Source organism: Roseibium album (genome assembly GCF_965233825.1).
In the GTDB taxonomy this organism is placed as follows: domain Bacteria; phylum Pseudomonadota; class Alphaproteobacteria; order Rhizobiales; family Stappiaceae; genus Roseibium; species Roseibium album.
Window position 1 is genome coordinate 6,727,732 of the sequence record NZ_OZ247583.1, and the last position, 16,711, is coordinate 6,744,442.

Here is a 16,711-nt window from a genome sequence, read left to right on the forward strand (position 1 = left end):
CGGTTCGATCGCTCACAACACGGCTTGAAGGTCGACATTCATGTTCTTTGCGGCGACATGCTCGCGCAGGTGTACCTTGAATGCCCGCATGAGTTCGCTCTCATTCCGACCCGAGAAAGTTATCATGCAGATCACCTGCACCGAGTTGGGCAAATCGACCGGCGCGATTGCCATGCCATCACTGTTGTCGGAACAGATGGCATAGCGAGGCAGAACGGTCAGCAGATCGGTATTGCGAAGAACCTCGATGATCGCGTCCGCCGATCCGCTCTGAAAGGCCAGATGCAAATGCCGCAATCCCAGGAGCTTCAGCGCTGTCTCCATGTCGTAGCGCAAGACGCTGCTGTCGGAGTGGCCTATCCAGGTAACGGCAGACAAGTCCTCTGCAGTGAGTTGTCGCTTGCCAAATAGCGGATGTCCGGCGCGGCCGACGATCACGTTGGTGTCTTCGAACAACGGCTCCAGAATGAAATCCGCGTTGCTGTGATCGACATATTTCGATGGTGCGACAATCACATCGATCACATTTTGAAGCAGCCTTTCCTGCAGACCCGAATAATAATCAGGCACAAGTTCGATATGCGCTGCCGACTGCTCAGACACGAATTTCGCCACCGCTTCCGAAACCAGTCTCCGGCAGAGAAAAGGCGGTACACCCACCTTCAGGAACCCACCCCGCCCCTGCGCTGCAAGCTGTACGCATTCCATCGCTCTGCGCTGTGCGGATTTCACGGCCTTGCCCTGGTTGGCGAGTTCAAGACAAAGACGCGTTGCTTTGAGAGGCTTGCTGTCTCTGTCAAACAGCGTCATGCCCGAGCGCGCTTCGAGCGACTTGATCATGCGGCTCAAGGCCGGCTGGGACGTCCCGATTTTGTCCGCTGCTTCCTGCAGTGTCTCCGAATCGACGATGACGGCAAGCTGCTCAAGGTGTCGTGGGTCAATAAACATATCAGATTCACATAATATCGTACCAAAATAACATTAGACGGATATGTTTTTTTCGTCAAACATCTAAGCAGGGGTAGAATATCGATAAAAAATCGCCCGATTTCGAGGGAGGAAACCCATGAAACTGCATGTTGCCGCGATCACGCTAGCGATCGCCATGACCGTGTCCAGCCTGCCCGGAGCCGCAATAGCCAAGACACGCCTGATCGTGAATTGCTTCTGGCCGCCTCAGCACTTCGTCTGCACCAAGGTTCTGCCGGGATGGATCGAAGAAGTCGAACGGGTTACAGAGGGACGGGTGACCGCGAATATTCCCCCGAAATCCGTGTCACCACCGCCGGAGCAACTCGCTTCCGTTGAAAAAGGCCTGGTCGATGCGGCTGTACAATTCAATGGCCTGATCGGTAACCGCGTCACCGGTGCCTTGACAGCGATGCAGCCGTTTTCCGGCACACGCAACAGTATTGCCATGACCGAGGCGGCCTGGGAAACCAACAAGAAATTCTATCCGGATGAATTCGACACCGTCGAGCTTCTCGCCCAGTGGGTGATTACTCCGGGTGACATTTACTCCGGTACGGACACACCGATCATCACTCTAGAGGACTTTCAGTCACGCAAGATGTGGGCGTTGCCCGGTCCCTTGGCGAATATCGCAAAGGAACTCGGAGCAGGAGTTGTCGCAACGCCTGCTGTCCGATCAAACGAGGTCATCGCCAACGGCGTCGTGGACAGCCACATGGGTCTCAATGGAGACGGTTTGAAAGCCTTCCAGGTCCTGCCTTACACAAAGTCCGTAACGCGTGTTTCGCGTCCGGTCTACACGACTACCTTTTCGTTTTTCGTCAACGCGGACAAATGGGCTGAAATCTCGCCCGAAGATCAGGAAGCCATTCGCGCTATTTCACAGGCAAGCGTGGGAAAGGTCGCTGCGGGTCTCTGGGACAGCGTGTCGGAGGAAGTTCAGGCCACGTTTGATGAGCAGGGCATTCTGGAGCACAAGATCGACCCGGCTCTGGAAGCAGCGCTTGTCAAAGCCGCAGAGCCCATAACCGAAGCCTGGCTTGCAAAAGCGTCGGAAGCCGGCATCGACGGCCCTGCGGCGCTTGCCCACTACCGGAAACGGGCTGCGGAACTTTCCGAATGAGCGGCGCGTCCGAAAACAGGGCTATCGTCAGGTCCTCTCTTACGACAGCGGTCACGATCCTCGAGAATATATCGGGCTTCGTGATCCTGATCATGATGCTGCTGACCTTTATCGACGTGATCGGACGCTACCTCTTTCACAGCCCGATTTTCGGAGGAACGGAAATCATTTCCGCCCTGCTCGCACTTGCAATCTTTTCCGGATTGGGTGTCATCAATGCGCGCGACGACCACATAACCGTGGAACTGTTCGAAGCCCCCATCAAGCGAGTGATGACACCGCTGGTCTACGAAATCACGATCCAGCTCTTTTCGGTCTTCTGCATGGGACTGATTGCGTTGGTGCTCTTTGAACATGCTTGGGAGTCTTACACCCTCAACAAACTGACGGTCGTGCTTGAAATGCCGCTCTACTATGTCACCGCGTCCATCGCCGTGTTTGCGGTGATCAGCGTCGTATCGCAGATCGCAGGTGTGGCGTTCAAGATTCTCAACGTCAGGAAGTCGGCGGCAGGTCAGCCCAGATGATCACCGCCCTCCTTGGTTTTGCCGTGCTGCTGGCACTGTGCTTTTACGGCTTCCGTGTCGGTTTCGCGACCTTGCTGGTAGGTTTCGTCGGCTTTGCGCTGGAGCGAGGCTGGTCCGCGTCGCTCACAATGGTCGCGCAGCAGGTCACGGAGGACGCACAGAACTACAATCTCTCGGTGATTCCGCTGTTCGTCCTGATGGGTGTATTCATCTACCGTTCGGACATCAGCCGCGATCTCTATGATGCGGCCTATGCGGCGCTTGGAAAGTTCAGGGGTGGGCTTGCGCTTGCGACAGTGCTTGCCTGTGGCGGCTTTTCAGCCGTGTGCGGATCAACTTTGGCAACCGCCGCGACCATGTCGAAGGTCGCGATGCCACAGATGAAAGCCTACAATTATTCAGACCGCCTTGCCGCCGGAACCATCGCTGCGGGCGGAACCTTGGGCATCATGATCCCGCCTTCCGTTCCGCTTGTGATCTACGGCATCGTCGCCGAACAGGATATCGGACTGCTGTTCATTGCGGGCATCCTTCCCGGAATGCTGCTCGTTCTTCTGTTCCTGCTCGCAGTTGTCGTCACGGTGCGTATCGACCCGGCTTCTGCACCGGCTGCGGCCGACCTCGACCAGGAACGCAAGCGCAACGCGATCCGCGGAACATTGCCTGTGCTGATCCTGTTCACAGTCGTTCTGGGGGGCATTTACGGCGGCGTTTTTACGGCAACCGAGGCCTCGGGCATTGGCGCTTTCGGAGCTGCTGTCATAGCCGTGATCCGCGGTCATCTTCGGTCGATTGGCGCCTTGCGCGTCTGTTTGGTCGAAGCAGCGACGACAACCGCAAAGATATTCATCGTCCTGTTCGGCGCCGTGGTCTTTACCCAGTTCATCAACATGTCGGGAATGCCATATGATCTCCTCGACTTTGTCGACGACGCCCAGTTTTCGCCTACAGAACTGGTTGCCTTCATCTGCCTGATCGCCCTGTTGATGGGCATGGTTTTCGAAACCATCGGCATCGTCGTTCTTCTGGTGCCTGTCTTCCTGCCTGCTCTCTACGCTACCGGTGTCGACATGATCTGGTTTGGGATCATCGTTGTGCTCGTCACCGAGATCGGGCTGATCACACCGCCAATCGGCATGAACGTCTTCGTGGTGAAATCGGTTTTGCCACGTGTCAAACTGACCGACATCTTCCGTGGTGTCACAACCTATATCGTTGCACTTGGTATTGGTCTGATCACTGTTTTTGCCGTCCCGCAGATCGCAACGTTCCTTCCGTCAATCGCAAGGTAAGCCATGCCCAAGATCAAGAATATCCTGTTCATCATGGCGGACCAGTTACGTTGGGACTACCTGTCCTGCTATGGTCATCCGCATCTGAAGACACCCAATATCGATCGTCTGGCCGAGCGGGGTGTCCGCTTTGATCGCGCCTATGTCCAGTCGCCCGTTTGCGGGCCTTCGCGCGCTTCGTTCTATACCGGCCGCACGGTCTTCAGCCACGGTGCCACCTGGAACATGGTCCCGCTGCCGATCGGTGAACTCACGCTCGGAGATTATCTGCGACCGAATGGCGTGACCACTGCCGTTGTCGGCAAAACGCATATGATCCCGGATCGTGAGGGTATGGCACGGCTTGGGCTCAACGGGTCGACCGACATAGGTTGCCTCGTCAGTCAACCCGGCTTTGACCCTTATGAACGCGATGACGGTTTGCACCCCGATCCGCTTCTGCGCAAAAAAGGGGGGAAACTCCGATACAATGACTGGCTCCGTTCGCTCGGATATGAAGGGGAAAATCCCTGGAACGACTATGCAAACGCGGGCGAAGGACCTGACGGGGAAGTACTGTCCGGCTGGTACCTGAAAAATTCCAACCTGCCCGCCCGGATCAGGGAAGAGCACTCGGAAACCGCCTATATGACGATGCGGGCGCGTGAATTCATCTCAGAAATAGGCGACGCGCCCTGGCTCTGCCACCTCAGCTACATCAAACCGCACTGGCCTTACATCGCCCCGGCGCCCTATCATGACATGTATGGGCCCGGATCTTTCTCGTCTGCGCATCGGTCCCAGGCCGAAAGGCGCGATCCCAATCCCGTATTTGAAGCATTCATGAAAATGGAAGTCAGCCGGACTTTCTCCGAACAGGGTACTCGCGAAACGGTACTGCCGGCCTATATGGGATTGATCAAACAGATTGACGATCACCTGGGCCGTCTGTTCGGCTGGCTGGAGGAAACCGGGCGGTCGGACGATACCATGATCGTGTTCACGTCCGATCACGGCGATTATCTGGGCGATCACTGGCTGGGTGAAAAGGAACTCTTTCACGAAGAATCCGTGCGCGTGCCGCTGATTGTCTGCGATCCACGCAAGGAAGCGGACGCAACACGCGGCACGGTTTCGGATGCCTTTGTCGAGGCGATCGACCTTGTTCCGACCTTCATGGAGGCAACTGGCGCCCGCGCAGCTTCCCACAGGCTCGAAGGACGTTCGCTGATGCCACTCCTGCGCGGTGAAACGCCGGAAGATTGGCGCGACAGTGTATTTTCCGAAATTGACTACGCATTTTACGCGGCTCGCGAAACCCTCAAACTCGGCCCTTCGGATGCCCGGGGCTACATGATCCGGACGGACCACTGGAAATACATCCATTTCAAGGGGTTTCCGCCCCAACTCTTCAATCTGGGCGAGGATCCCGACGAGTTCATCGACCTCGGGCGTTCATCGGGTCATGAACAGATCCGCCAGGAAATGCACAACAGGCTTCTGGAAAGATTGTTAGCCAGAAAGAACCGGACCACCATGACCGACGACGAGGTCATGGAAATTCGGGACAGGGAAAATGAGAGCGGGATCATAATCGGCAGATGGCAGGAGCCGGCAGCCGCTGAATGAAAAATGCGCAAGCTTTCGGCTGGGTCACCCATCGGTGAAAGGCCCTGTCGCATCGCGCGCCTTTCCAGCCGATCAGTTCCAGCTTGCATTCGGGTCGACCTTGAAAAGATGTTCCATGAGAAAGACGCGTCACTTCGGAGGGCTTGGATGCGCGTGCCTGGTCGCGCTGGAACTCGGTGGGATCGGCATTCCAGGCAATCGGCTCGATGCCAGCCTCGATCATCCGCCGAATTCCATTGTCACGACTGATCTTTGAGAAGCTGCCGACTGTGTCCAGATGCATAAACCGCATGGTCGGCGTTGCGGGAGACTGGTCTCCAGGCAACTCATGGCATTGCTGAACAGCAGTATGATGCGGGTTTCAGGTCGTCTGGCCGCCAATGAACCGGGCTTGGTAAAGGCATCCGTTCTTGAAGGACAGGGCAATGCGCTTCTGCCGTCAGCCGCGGCTTCCGGGGAACTGAACACCGGAATGCTCATACCGGTTCTTCAGGAGGGCCGGAATTCATCGATCCGCAAGTGCACATCTTCATTGTTTGCGCCGATGAAGTCATGCTCCGGAAAATGCCCGCGCCCTACGGCCTGGAAACAAATCGGGCGTAGTGAGGTCTACATCAGTGACCGGGAAGCTTCCCTGACATTGCTGGTGGTTCCGTCCAGTTGCGAGGCAGCTGACGAGATTGCCTGAAGATTTGTGGTCACAACGTCAACACCCTGGGCCGCGGATTGCATGTTCTGGGAAATGTCGTTGGTAACAGCTGTCTGCTCCTCGACGGCGGACGAAATGCTGGTTGCAATCTCTGCAATGTTCTTGATGACCCCCAAGATGGACGTAATTGCGTCCACGGCTCTTTCGGTGGTTTCCTGAACGGAACTGACCTGCGCGGAGATTTCTTCCGTCGCCTTGCTGGTTTGCGAAGCCAGGCTTTTCACTTCGGAGGCAACAACCGCAAATCCCTTGCCCGCCTCACCTGCGCGGGCAGCCTCAATGGTCGCATTGAGCGCAAGGAGATTGGTCTGGTCGGCAATCCCGTCGATCAGTTCGATGACGGAGCCGATTGTCTTGGCATCTTCGGAAAGGCCGGACATGATCTCGCTCGATCGCTCCGCCTCGCCTTGTGCATTGCTTGAGACTTCCATGGCCACCTGGACCTGCCGGCTGATCTCCTGAATGGAGGCGACAAGCTCTTCCGATGCGGCAGCGACTGTCTGGACGCTTGAAGACGTCTGCTCGGATGCTGATGCCGATTCACTGGCCTGGCGGGCTGTTTCCGAAATCGATTGCGCCATTTCGGTCAGATCCGCATCGATCGTCTCCTGAACCTGCCTGCGGCGCTGGCGTTCAGCAACTTGATCCGTGATGTCTGTTGCAAATTTCACCACTTTGAATGGACGGCCTGTCGCGTCCATGATCGGGTTATACGTCGCCTGGATCCAGATCTCGCGCCCGCCCTTGGCAACACGCTTGAATTCATCAGCCTTGAATTCACCTCTGGCGAGCTCCTCCCAGAACCGGCTGTATTCGGCGCTTTCCCGATACTCCGGATCGACAAACAAGCTGTGATGCTGTCCCTTGATCTCGTCGATCGAGTATCCCAGGGCACCTAGGAAATTTTCGTTGGCATCAAGGATAGTGCCATCGAGTTCGAAATGGATCACCGCCTGCGACCGGTTGAGCGCATCGACCTGACCTTCAAAATCGGCATTGCGCATCTTCTGTTCGGTAATGTCGGAGGCAATCTTGACGACCTTGACGACTTTTCCGGCAGAATTGACGACCGGATTATAGGACGCCTGGATCCAGACTTCGTTGCCGTGCTTGTCGAACCGCAGGAATTCTTCAGCCTTGAATTCACCTCTTGCCAGATCGGCCCAGAAGTCGGCGTATTCCTGGCTGCTGCCAAAATCCGGGTCGACGAACATGCGGTGATGCTGGCCCTTGATTTCGTCCAGCGTGTAACCCATCGCACCCAGGAAATTCGGGTTTGCATCGAGAATGTGCCCGTCCGGGGTAAACTGGATCATGGCCTGGGAGCGGCTGAACGCCTCGATCATTGCCTTCGAGGAATTACCGAAAAAAATCGCCATTTTTGTCCCTTTTGAGAGCATGAATTGCACCTGACGGAATATTACGCACGGGAAGGTAAAAGAAATATTGATCCAGATTACCGAAGGAAGCGTAAAAATTGATTTTCTAAATATTGTGGAAGAATTATATAGACACAATCACAGGTTTAGAAAATCGAAAACTATACAGGAAAATACCTATAAAAAATATCAAGTAATATTTGTATCAATACGCCGGGAGATAGAATTTGCAAAGAAAAACACAAACTGAGGTTGAAATCGAACCTGCACTCCATACGCAGTTCTGGCGCGACAAAGTCTCTCATCGGCCCCCGGATGCAACCAAAGTTCAATAATTTTCTCAAGAGCAAGTGCCCGATTTAGGGGCTGAAATGAAGCAAATGTGCTTCACCGCATGCGTCTGCGCATATTGATTCGCCGAAAAGGACCGAATTGCCACGTTACCGAAAATGGCCGAGGCATAAATGCCCCGGCCTTCACTTTATTTCCGCAGGGTCATCGCCGGGTTATGGGCGAAGAAGTTGAACGGAATGATGTGAACTGTCTTCCATTCCGTCGACATGACCGGCCAGTCCTCCATGCGGGGAATATGGTGGAAGCCTGCAGTGAACCATGACACCACGTCCTGTCCCATGAGTGGCTTGTCCTCCTTGACCCATTCGGCCAGCGTATCCGTCCCGTCGCTCTGCATTGCATATTTGCCGCCGGCGTAGCGCTGGTCCGGATCGTGAACCGTCGTCCAGGCGGAATATTCGATATAGGCGTTCCGCTTGAACGGCGGATCGTTTTCAAAATCGAATGGTCCATAGGCAATCGAGCCGTGATGGATCATCCATCCAGGTGTCTGCCCGAGATAACCTTCCCGTGCCGGATTGGAAATATGCACATGCTTCGGCTTCGCCGCACTGAACCGGTAGCGGGCGTCAAGCTCGCTGTCGGGCATTTCATGCTTCCAGGTCCACATCGACTTGCGCGGGTGGTTCGGATCGACTTCCGCCGGAACAATTTCCATCGTTCCCATGTGATTGACCGGTTGATCGATATCGAAGTCGATCCGGAAATTGAAATAGTGATCGTGATTGGCCGCGACCAGATTCGGTGCGACCAGCGTGCCGTACTTCGTGTCTTCAGCGGCCGTTGCATCGTTCATCGACGTGGAGGCGACACCCTTGACCGCATCCAGCCCGGTTGCACCGATCTTGATGAAGATCTGCCCGTCCTGTTTCAGCCTGTAGTCAATCAGGTAGTCGTAGTTGCCGACTTCCGAAGCAGTCCGGACGACAAGTTCCGTCTCCGGCCGGCCTTCGGCGGGTGTGAACTGATCCGGTCCCTGTGCAAAGATCTCGAAGTGACGCCATGCGGGGTCACCGATATTACGTTCGAAAATGCAGATCGCATCGGGAATTTCCAGCGGGCCACCACTGTCATCGGTGATCAGTGCGGGAAGAAAGGTCGCATAGTCCGGACAATCAATGCCGGCCCTCAAGGGTGTCAGGAACAGCCCGAACCCGTATTCCCCGCTGTCCATATAGGTGCGCCAGTACCAGCCTTCGGTCGGATCCATGTAGGGAACGAACACTTCCGACAAATGCATCTGGTAGATCACGGAACGCCAGGTCCCCTGATCGTTGGCATCTAGATTGGAGATTACCAGTCCGGGACGCTTGTCGACACGGTAGTTGAAACGCCAGATATCCCACTCGACATGACTGCCGTCGATCTTGTAGTTGGGGTCGCCCTCCTGCTTCAGAAGCACGCGGTTGGTTTCGGGACGCAGCGGGGCACGTTCGGCGATTTCCTCTTCCGTATATCCCCAAGGGTCCGCCGGTATCGGCACGGCGCCCGTGTCGACAACTTCGATGACTTCCTTCTTGCCGACATCAAACAGCGTGAAAAGGCCTTCGATGGGCTTGGCGTAGAAATTCGAACCGGTCGGATTCTGGTAGCAGGGGATCTTCATCAGGCGCGAATTTTCGAATTCCGGTGTGAAGAAGTTGCCCGCCGTCAACGGAAGACAAAAGGCGTCTTCCGGCTTCAGCCCGCGTGCCTCAAGTCCTGCAATCATGTCCGGATGCGTCAGGCCACCTTCCAGAGCGGTCATGAATTCGGCAAACAGGATCATCGGCTGGCCGGAGTCCGGTATCGCCGAGCTGCTTTCAACGGTTTCCTGTGTAATGTTGACGAGAGCCTCGCTGAAACCGTCTGCCGTGGTGAACTGCACCATGGCCTTCCGATCGAGGTCATCGCCTTCTTTCCAGGAAAGCACATCGGCTTTTGGTGGTTCCTTCAGCTCGATCAGCGGAAACAACGTCTCGTCGGTCACGGTTCCGCTGTCTTTCAGGATCTGGCTGATCTTCTGGTATTCCTCAGCCGTCAATCCGTCCAGCGGATGCGCCAGAGCACTGGCGGCAAAACTGGCCACAAGCGCACTTGAAGCCAGGATCTGCTTGATTGTCATGAACCCTCTCCGGTTTCTCTTTTCTAGAGCCCGAAACCGGATCACTGAAAACACGTCAGATAAGCCGGATCACAAAACGTCCTCCTGTTTCGTGATCAAATGCGTGTTTGAGCGGACCGGTTCCCTCACGGCAAACGATACCTGAGGAACCGCAGCAGTCTTGGGCGAGGGCGCCAAAGGCTTTGGTTCAGAGCGACACTTTCTTTCGAATGTCTCCGGGCGGCATGCCAAATCTTTCGCGAAATGCCCGGTAGAAATAGGAAAGATCATTGAAACCGCTCTCATAGGCGACCGCCGCAATCGTATTGCGCCCGGAACTTTCATCGCCCGCATTGAGCCGGGCTCGCGCCGTCTCGAGCCGGACAGCCAGGAGACGCCGGCCCACCGGTTCTCCGAGCATTCCGAATTGCCTTTGAAGCGTCCGCGGCGAGACCTGAAGCAGTTCGGCCAGCCTTTGGGGGCCGAAATCGGGGTCCATCGCATGTCTGTCGATCAGGGACAGGGCGCGTGAAAGCACACCTTTGGACGTTCGGTCCCTGAGCGCCTCCTGATGTTCGACGCTGTGGAAGTAAGCCCCGAGAATGCTGAGAAAGGCTTCACCGTGATGCGGGGCAACGCTGATATCGTCTGAAAAGATTTTGGTCAGCACCGCGCGCATGGCCAGGAACAGGGGATCCCCCCGATCAATGGCAATCCCACCGGTGCACACCCGGCCAAAGCGATGCAGCATTTCCTCACGAGGAAGATGGATCGACACCTGTCGCGCGTCCACTCCATTGTAGACAAACTCAGAACTGTGCGCGCTGTCCACCAGATACATGTCACCGGGTGTCAGTTGAACAGATGTCTCATTCTGGTGGATCCAGCAATTTCCCTTGTCCTGGACCACCAGAAAAAGGTGCTCGCCCGGATCTCGCCTGATCATGCGCTTGTCACGCAGGACCCGTTTCGCATTCAGCGATACAATAGCCGTCTCAAATCGCGAGACGCTGATTGTCGAGACGTCGCCAATGACGCGGCCGGTTGAAACATCAGCCGGTTCGATTTCGAAATCTCCACAAACATTACGGATATTGCTCGTCAATTCGTCCACGGATTGCGCGCGAGCGCGCGTCCGCACGAGGGGAGAATTTGCAAGATCGACTTTTTCTGGTCTCATTCGATCGACCGGCTCGCTGCAAGGACGGATCCCGTCAAGATTAGACACACCAGTGCCCTCCGGTAAAGTGCTGCGCGCCCGATCGATCACGCACAATTGTCATCGCGACAAATACGGAGCGTCCAGCGGCGTCAGTCTGGTTGCCTGGCCCGGGGTCATCAGTCCGATATCGGCCAACGGATCATCACACGTCGAAAGCGCGGCGCGACAAAAGCGGTGTCGGTCAAGCTCGCATTGCCTGCCGGATTGGCGCCGGTAACATGAAAGTCGGAAAATGCCGCAGACTGATTGACATATATGTTCCCGGTGAGATTGACCGAGAGATTGACGCCAGTCCGCGCAAATGACACGGCAGCCCCATCTATCAGGTGCTGATCGGTCGCATAAACCGCAGCGGTAATCGCTCCCTTGTCACGGGCAAGACAGGCTGCCCGATCGATTGCCTCCGCCGCCGTCCCCGTGGCAATCGCAAAGACAACCGGCCCGAAGCATTCCTGTTCGTGCAGTTTGTCTTCGTCGCCAACCGCGACTATCAGCGGCGTCGCCGAACGTCCGGCGCCCGCCGTGCCGCTGTCTCGCACAATCCGGCCTGCAGACCTCGCGGTCTCGATACGCTTCATCGTTGCCGGACTGACGATGGTCCCGCAAATACTTGAGGCCTGTTCCGGATCGGCGAGCAGATGGTCGATCGCTGCCGCGATTCCGGAGATCACCTCATCAAAGGATTTGTGCCCTTCGTCCGTATCGATACCCGCCTTCGGCGCATAGATGTTCTGCGGCGAAGTGCACATCTGACCGGAATAGAGCGCAAAGGAGAAGGCGAGATTGGCGCACATGCCGCTGAAATCGCCGGTGCCGGTGATCACCACGGAATTCACGCCGGTTTCCTCGGTGAAAAGAAGGGCGTCGCCGGCATTCTTGCGGATCCATCCACCGAAAGTGGAAGATCCCGTGTAGTCGACGATCTTGACCGCAGCCGCCTCAACAATCTCCCGGGTGACTGGTGTTTCCGGTTCATCTGCGGCCAGCAGGACCGTATCAACAGGCAAACCTTCTTCGGCAAGTACTTCTCGCAGTACCTTGACCGTGATCGCAAGCGGCAGGATAGCCATCGGATGCGGCTTTACGATTGCCGTGTTACCGGTGGCAAGGCTGGCAAAAAGCCCCGGATAGCTGTTCCAGCAAGGAAAGGTATTGCAGCCGATTGTCAGGGATATGCCGCGCGGTACAACCGTCCAGTGCTTTCGCAGAACAATCGGCTCTCCCCTTCCCTGCGGCTTTTGCCAGACCGCGTCGAGCGCGCTTGCCGTCATTTCCGAGTAGGCTGCGGCAACGGCTTCCAGGCCGCGATCTTGCGCATGTGGGCCACCGGCCTGGAAGGCCATCGGAAACGCCTGCCCGGTGGTATGAACCGTTGCATGACCGATCAGAAAACTCTTCTTGTTGAGGCGGCTGAGCACTTCCAGAAGAACCCCGACCCGGGTCTCGATGTTTGTTTGGGACCACTTTGCGAATGCAGCTTCGGAAGCTGCAAGCAATGTCTGTACCGGTGCTGCCGGATAGCTCAGATCAAGCTCGAGTCCCCAGGGAGATTGCTCCTTGCCAAGGTGAACGTCATCCGGGTGATCCGGAATGTTGAACGGTTTGCCCACAAGAGCGGCAAAGTCGGCCTCGCCGTCTGCACGCGCAGTCTCGCCATAGATCTTGCCCGAAGGGACTTCCGGAAACGGCGTCCAGAACTCGCGTGTTTTCATCGCTTGCAGAGCGCCGTCCAGCAGGGCACGATTCCGTTTGAAAAGATGCGGCATGGGTTCTCCTCAACACTGCCGGGTGCATTTGCAGATGCAATTGTTATAATTGACCGACCGGACGGTTTATGCAACAATTTGTTTGGAGGCCCGTGAAGACGATGGTGCCAGGGAGATGAGAATGACGAAAAATCAAACCGTTATATCAAGCCTGGATGACGGCGTATTGAAGCTGACCCTCAATCGTCCTGACAAACTTAACGCCTTTAACGAAGACATGCACCTGGCTTTGCGCAGACAGATTGAGCGGGCGCACGATGACAGTTCTGTGAGAACAATTCTGCTGACCGGTGCCGGCCGAGCTTTTTGTGCTGGCCAGGATCTCGGTGACCGGGATCCACGCAAGAGTGAGGAAAAACCTGACCTTGGTCACACACTGGACACCTTCTACAACCCGACACTGCGTCTGATACGTGACCTGGAAAAACCTGTCGTCTGTGCCGTGAACGGTGTCGCCGCAGGTGCAGGTGCAAACATTGCCTTTGCCTGCGATATCGTATTCGCCGCCAGGTCAGCCAGGTTCATCCAGGCTTTTTCGAGAATCGGTCTGATACCCGATGCCGGCGGCAGTTGGTCCCTCACCCGCATTCTCGGCGAGCCGCGTGCCAAGGCCCTGGCCCTTCTGGCCGAACCATTGATGGCAGAACAGGCCGAAGACTGGGGCCTGATCTGGAAGGCGGTCGAAGACGACGCGCTTCTGGAAACCGCGACGGCAGTTGCAGACAGGCTGGCACTGGGCCCGACAATCGGTCTCGGCCTCACCAAGCGTCTGATCCAGGCCGCCGGAACCCAGGATCTCGACACCCATCTCGACATGGAACGGGATTGCCAGCGTGCTGCGGGTTTCACGAACGACTATGCTGAAGGTGTAACAGCGTTTCTTGAAAAGCGTCCTGCGGTCTTCAAAGGCAAATAACATGAAAAGCGTATCGGAGATGACCCCGCAGGAGTTGGCCGAAACCTGTGCCGGGATCATGTGGGACGGTGACAATGCCTCGCAGGAACTGGGCATGGAAATCACGCGGATAGCGCCAGGCCAGGCCACTATCCGCATGACGGTCACGAAGGCCATGACAAATGGTCACGGCAACATGCACGGCGGTTACCTGTTCGCACTCGCCGACAGTGCCTTTGCCTTTGCCTGCAACACCTACAATCAGATGGCTGTTGCCCAGCACTGCTCGATCACCTACATCGCACCAGGATCCCTTGGCGACATACTGACGGCGGAAGCACGGGAGGTCTCAAGGCAGGGACGCTCCGGCATTTACGACGTCAGGCTTGTCCGGAAGGACGGAACCGTGATCGCAGAGTTCCGTGGCCATTCCCGTACCATCAACAGAACTTTCTTGACCGAATGACGAAAACCGGCGCGACCCGCGCCCTGGGAGGACCTTGAATGATCGACCTCACTCCTGATCGCAACAGTCTCGACCCGATCGAAATCGCAAGCCGCGACGAGATTGCCGGGTTGCAGGAAAAGCGCCTGACCTGGACGCTTGATCATGCGTACCGGAATTCGGACTTCTTCAGGAAACGCTTCGACGATCACGGCGCCCACCCGGGCGATTTCAAGTCTCTTGCCGACATTGCCAAATTCCCTTTCACGGTGAAACAGGATCTGCGCGACACTTACCCCTTCGGCATGTTCGCAACCCCGAGAGAGGACCTCGTCCGCATCCATGGATCCTCCGGCACGACCGGCAAACCGACGGTCGTTGGCTATACCGCAAACGACATTTCGAACTGGTCTGACCTGATCGCGCGCTCGATCCGTGCCGCCGGCGGGCGCAAGGGAAACATTCTTCACAACGCCTACGGCTATGGTCTTTTCACAGGTGGCCTTGGTGCCCACTACGGTGCAGAGCGCCTCGGCTGCACTGTCGTACCGATATCGGGTGGCATGACGGAACGACAGGTAACCCTGATCGAGGACTTTCGCCCGGACGTGATCATGGTAACCCCCTCCTACATGCTCTCGATCCTGGACGAATACCAACGCCGCGGCCTTGACGCTCGCAAGTGCTCCCTGAAAGTGGGCATCTTCGGTGCCGAACCCTGGACCAACGCCATGCGGGAGGAAATTCAGGAAGCCTTCGACATGCACGCGGTCGACATCTATGGCCTGTCGGAAATCATGGGGCCTGGCGTCGCGCAGGAATGCGTTGAGACCAAGGATGGCCTTCATGTCTGGGAAGACCATTTCTACCCTGAAATCATCGATCCGGTGAGCGAGGACGTTCTGCCGGACGGCGAAATGGGCGAGCTGGTATTCACCACCCTGACCAAGGAAGGCCTGCCCATGGTCCGCTACCGGACCCGGGATCTTACCCGCATACTTCCCGGCACGGCACGATCCATGCGCCGGATCGAGAAGATCACCGGTCGAAGCGACGACATGATCATTTTGCGTGGGGTCAATGTATTTCCGACGCAGATCGAGGAACAGATCCTGAAATGTGACGGTCTTTCCGCTCATTTCCAGATCGAGCTTGTGCGTACCGGACGCATGGATGCGATGATCGTTCACGCGGAAGCAACGCCAGCCGCCAGCAGTGCGGAGGCCCGCAGCGCCTCGGAACGAGAGCTTGCCCATCACATCAAATCGACCATCGGCATCTCCTCGAAGGTCGAGATCCATGAACCCGATGGCGTCGCCCGATCGCAGGGCAAGGCACAGCGGGTGGTCGACAACCGTCCCAAGGAATAATCACGAAGGCCAAAGGCCTCCAACGTCCCGTACGAAGAAAAACGCGGAGCCCGTTGCTCAGTTCAATCGGTCGGGAAAGCACCGCAAAGAGCAAAAGGCTTGACTACCAGGGATCAAGGGTCCCGAAGAAACAGCGTCCCGGCCGATCCACCGTTAATTGACGGACCGGCTGGTCAATCCTGATCGATCAGGCTAAAAACGCTATCAAGGCGCGACCTTAGGTCCGAAAACGGAGTCCGATACGCATGGCAAGAACCCGCGCCAGTGATTTTGAGGAAAAGCAGCACGGCCTCTTGCTGACGGCGGCCAATGTCTTTGCGACCCAGGGCATGGAAAAAGCCTCCATGTCACAGATCGCACAGGAGGCAGGTGTCTCCAAATCGCTGCTCTATCACTACTATCCGTCCAAGGGTGCCCTGATCTTTGCGATCATCCATTCGCACCTTGCGATCCTCGACCAGGCGCTGGAGAAGGCAGATGATGCCTCCCTTCCACCCGAAGCAAGGCTTCAGAAGCTGGTGATGACGGTATTGGACAGCTATCGCGGCGCCGATGACCAGCACAAGGTCCAGCTAAACGCGGGTCCGGCACTTTCTGACGAACAAAAGGCTGAGATCATAGCCATTGAACGCCGGATCGTACGCCACTTTTCCAGTGCCCTGAAGACCATCCACCCAAAGCTGGAAGACCCGGACCGCCCCCTCCTGATGCCGGTCACGATGTCGCTCTTCGGCATGATGAACTGGGTCTATATGTGGTTCAAGGAAGGCGGCCCGATCTCACGAGAGGACTACGCCCGGGTCGCAACGACCCTGATCCTTGAAGGTGTGAAGAAGGTTAAGTAGAGCGGTTTTTGTTCCGCGGGAACATTAACAAACTCCCGGTTCCGCAACGTCCCGGATGCGCGGACAGTTCCAAAAGTCGATGCCTGGCGGTCGAGCATGCCGAACGTGGCCCAGGGTGATA

14 protein-coding genes are annotated in these 16,711 nt (G+C 56.5%); 9 read left to right on the forward strand and 5 right to left on the reverse strand.

Features of this window, described 5'->3' with window-relative positions:
• Positions 1-12: 12 nt before the first annotated feature.
• The gene (locus ACO6TI_RS30900) at positions 13-948 is read right to left on the reverse strand and encodes a LysR family transcriptional regulator (RefSeq protein WP_422384025.1); all 936 of its coding nucleotides are present in this window, start codon (positions 946-948) and stop codon (positions 13-15) included.
• 118 nt (positions 949-1,066) lie between these two features.
• On the opposite strand from ACO6TI_RS30900, the gene ACO6TI_RS30905 reads away from it, so the two are divergent.
• From ACO6TI_RS30905 to ACO6TI_RS30925, 5 genes are all read left to right on the forward strand, one after another.
• Positions 1,067-2,095 carry a hypothetical protein gene (locus tag ACO6TI_RS30905; RefSeq protein WP_055113160.1) on the forward strand — a complete coding sequence of 343 codons (1,029 nt, stop codon included), beginning with the start codon at positions 1,067-1,069 and terminating at the stop codon, positions 2,093-2,095.
• Positions 2,092-2,622 (forward strand): TRAP transporter small permease, encoded by a 531-nt coding sequence (locus ACO6TI_RS30910; protein ID WP_422384026.1) that lies wholly within the window; start codon positions 2,092-2,094, stop codon positions 2,620-2,622. The genes ACO6TI_RS30905 and ACO6TI_RS30910 overlap by 4 nt, the downstream gene beginning before the upstream one ends.
• On the forward strand, positions 2,619-3,914 hold the full coding sequence (locus ACO6TI_RS30915; protein ID WP_196879564.1) for a TRAP transporter large permease: 1,296 nt from the start codon (positions 2,619-2,621) through the stop codon (positions 3,912-3,914). The genes ACO6TI_RS30910 and ACO6TI_RS30915 overlap by 4 nt, the downstream gene beginning before the upstream one ends.
• A gap of 3 nt (positions 3,915-3,917) precedes the next feature.
• Positions 3,918-5,522, forward strand: coding sequence for an alkaline phosphatase family protein (locus ACO6TI_RS30920; RefSeq protein WP_422384027.1), 1,605 nt, complete (start codon positions 3,918-3,920; stop codon positions 5,520-5,522).
• A 115-nt stretch (positions 5,523-5,637) separates the two neighbouring features.
• The gene (locus ACO6TI_RS30925) at positions 5,638-5,778 is read left to right on the forward strand and encodes a hypothetical protein (protein ID WP_158510347.1); all 141 of its coding nucleotides are present in this window, start codon (positions 5,638-5,640) and stop codon (positions 5,776-5,778) included.
• Between the two features lie 353 nt (positions 5,779-6,131).
• Here the strand turns inward: ACO6TI_RS30925 and ACO6TI_RS30930 are convergent, their stop codons facing one another.
• The 4 genes from ACO6TI_RS30930 to paaN all read right to left on the reverse strand — a co-directional run bounded on the left by ACO6TI_RS30930 (position 6,132) and on the right by paaN (position 13,035).
• Complete coding sequence (locus ACO6TI_RS30930) at positions 6,132-7,610, reverse strand: methyl-accepting chemotaxis protein (RefSeq protein ID WP_422384028.1); 1,479 nt, start codon at positions 7,608-7,610, stop codon at positions 6,132-6,134.
• A 481-nt stretch (positions 7,611-8,091) separates the two neighbouring features.
• Positions 8,092-10,068: a tyramine oxidase gene (locus tag ACO6TI_RS30935; protein ID WP_422384029.1), complete on the reverse strand. Its 1,977-nt coding sequence runs from the start codon at positions 10,066-10,068 to the stop codon at positions 8,092-8,094.
• A 187-nt stretch (positions 10,069-10,255) separates the two neighbouring features.
• Positions 10,256-11,227, reverse strand: coding sequence for a helix-turn-helix domain-containing protein (locus tag ACO6TI_RS30940; protein WP_082442628.1), 972 nt, complete (start codon positions 11,225-11,227; stop codon positions 10,256-10,258).
• 158 nt (positions 11,228-11,385) lie between these two features.
• On the reverse strand, positions 11,386-13,035 hold the full coding sequence (gene paaN, locus ACO6TI_RS30945; protein ID WP_422384030.1) for a phenylacetic acid degradation protein PaaN: 1,650 nt from the start codon (positions 13,033-13,035) through the stop codon (positions 11,386-11,388).
• A 121-nt stretch (positions 13,036-13,156) separates the two neighbouring features.
• Between paaN and paaG the strand changes: the two genes are divergently transcribed.
• The 4 genes from paaG to ACO6TI_RS30965 all read left to right on the forward strand — a co-directional run bounded on the left by paaG (position 13,157) and on the right by ACO6TI_RS30965 (position 16,590).
• On the forward strand, positions 13,157-13,951 hold the full coding sequence (gene paaG / locus ACO6TI_RS30950) for a 2-(1,2-epoxy-1,2-dihydrophenyl)acetyl-CoA isomerase PaaG (RefSeq protein ID WP_422384031.1): 795 nt from the start codon (positions 13,157-13,159) through the stop codon (positions 13,949-13,951).
• 1 nt (position 13,952) lies between these two features.
• Positions 13,953-14,396, forward strand: coding sequence for a hydroxyphenylacetyl-CoA thioesterase PaaI (paaI, locus tag ACO6TI_RS30955; RefSeq protein WP_422384032.1), 444 nt, complete (start codon positions 13,953-13,955; stop codon positions 14,394-14,396).
• 38 nt (positions 14,397-14,434) lie between these two features.
• Complete coding sequence (gene paaK, locus ACO6TI_RS30960) at positions 14,435-15,745, forward strand: phenylacetate--CoA ligase PaaK (RefSeq protein ID WP_104701029.1); 1,311 nt, start codon at positions 14,435-14,437, stop codon at positions 15,743-15,745.
• Positions 15,746-15,990: 245 nt separating this feature from the next.
• Positions 15,991-16,590, forward strand: a complete 600-nt coding sequence (locus ACO6TI_RS30965; protein ID WP_104701028.1) for a TetR/AcrR family transcriptional regulator — start codon at positions 15,991-15,993, stop codon at positions 16,588-16,590.
• Positions 16,591-16,711 lie beyond the last annotated feature (121 nt).

What these genes read in the sequence shown, in the direction of transcription:
- ACO6TI_RS30900 (WP_422384025.1), bottom strand. Translation starts at nt 948, where the DNA reads ATGTTTATTGACCCACGACACCTTGAGCAGCTTGCCGTCATCGTCGAT.
- ACO6TI_RS30905 (WP_055113160.1), top strand. Translation starts at nt 1,067, where the DNA reads ATGAAACTGCATGTTGCCGCGATCACGCTAGCGATCGCCATGACCGTG.
- ACO6TI_RS30910 (WP_422384026.1), top strand. Translation starts at nt 2,092, where the DNA reads ATGAGCGGCGCGTCCGAAAACAGGGCTATCGTCAGGTCCTCTCTTACG.
- ACO6TI_RS30915 (WP_196879564.1), top strand. Translation starts at nt 2,619, where the DNA reads ATGATCACCGCCCTCCTTGGTTTTGCCGTGCTGCTGGCACTGTGCTTT.
- ACO6TI_RS30920 (WP_422384027.1), top strand. Translation starts at nt 3,918, where the DNA reads ATGCCCAAGATCAAGAATATCCTGTTCATCATGGCGGACCAGTTACGT.
- ACO6TI_RS30925 (WP_158510347.1), top strand. Translation starts at nt 5,638, where the DNA reads ATGAGAAAGACGCGTCACTTCGGAGGGCTTGGATGCGCGTGCCTGGTC.
- ACO6TI_RS30930 (WP_422384028.1), bottom strand. Translation starts at nt 7,610, where the DNA reads ATGGCGATTTTTTTCGGTAATTCCTCGAAGGCAATGATCGAGGCGTTC.
- ACO6TI_RS30935 (WP_422384029.1), bottom strand. Translation starts at nt 10,068, where the DNA reads ATGACAATCAAGCAGATCCTGGCTTCAAGTGCGCTTGTGGCCAGTTTT.
- ACO6TI_RS30940 (WP_082442628.1), bottom strand. Translation starts at nt 11,227, where the DNA reads ATGAGACCAGAAAAAGTCGATCTTGCAAATTCTCCCCTCGTGCGGACG.
- paaN (WP_422384030.1), bottom strand. Translation starts at nt 13,035, where the DNA reads ATGCCGCATCTTTTCAAACGGAATCGTGCCCTGCTGGACGGCGCTCTG.
- paaG (WP_422384031.1), top strand. Translation starts at nt 13,157, where the DNA reads ATGACGAAAAATCAAACCGTTATATCAAGCCTGGATGACGGCGTATTG.
- paaI (WP_422384032.1), top strand. Translation starts at nt 13,953, where the DNA reads ATGAAAAGCGTATCGGAGATGACCCCGCAGGAGTTGGCCGAAACCTGT.
- paaK (WP_104701029.1), top strand. Translation starts at nt 14,435, where the DNA reads ATGATCGACCTCACTCCTGATCGCAACAGTCTCGACCCGATCGAAATC.
- ACO6TI_RS30965 (WP_104701028.1), top strand. Translation starts at nt 15,991, where the DNA reads ATGGCAAGAACCCGCGCCAGTGATTTTGAGGAAAAGCAGCACGGCCTC.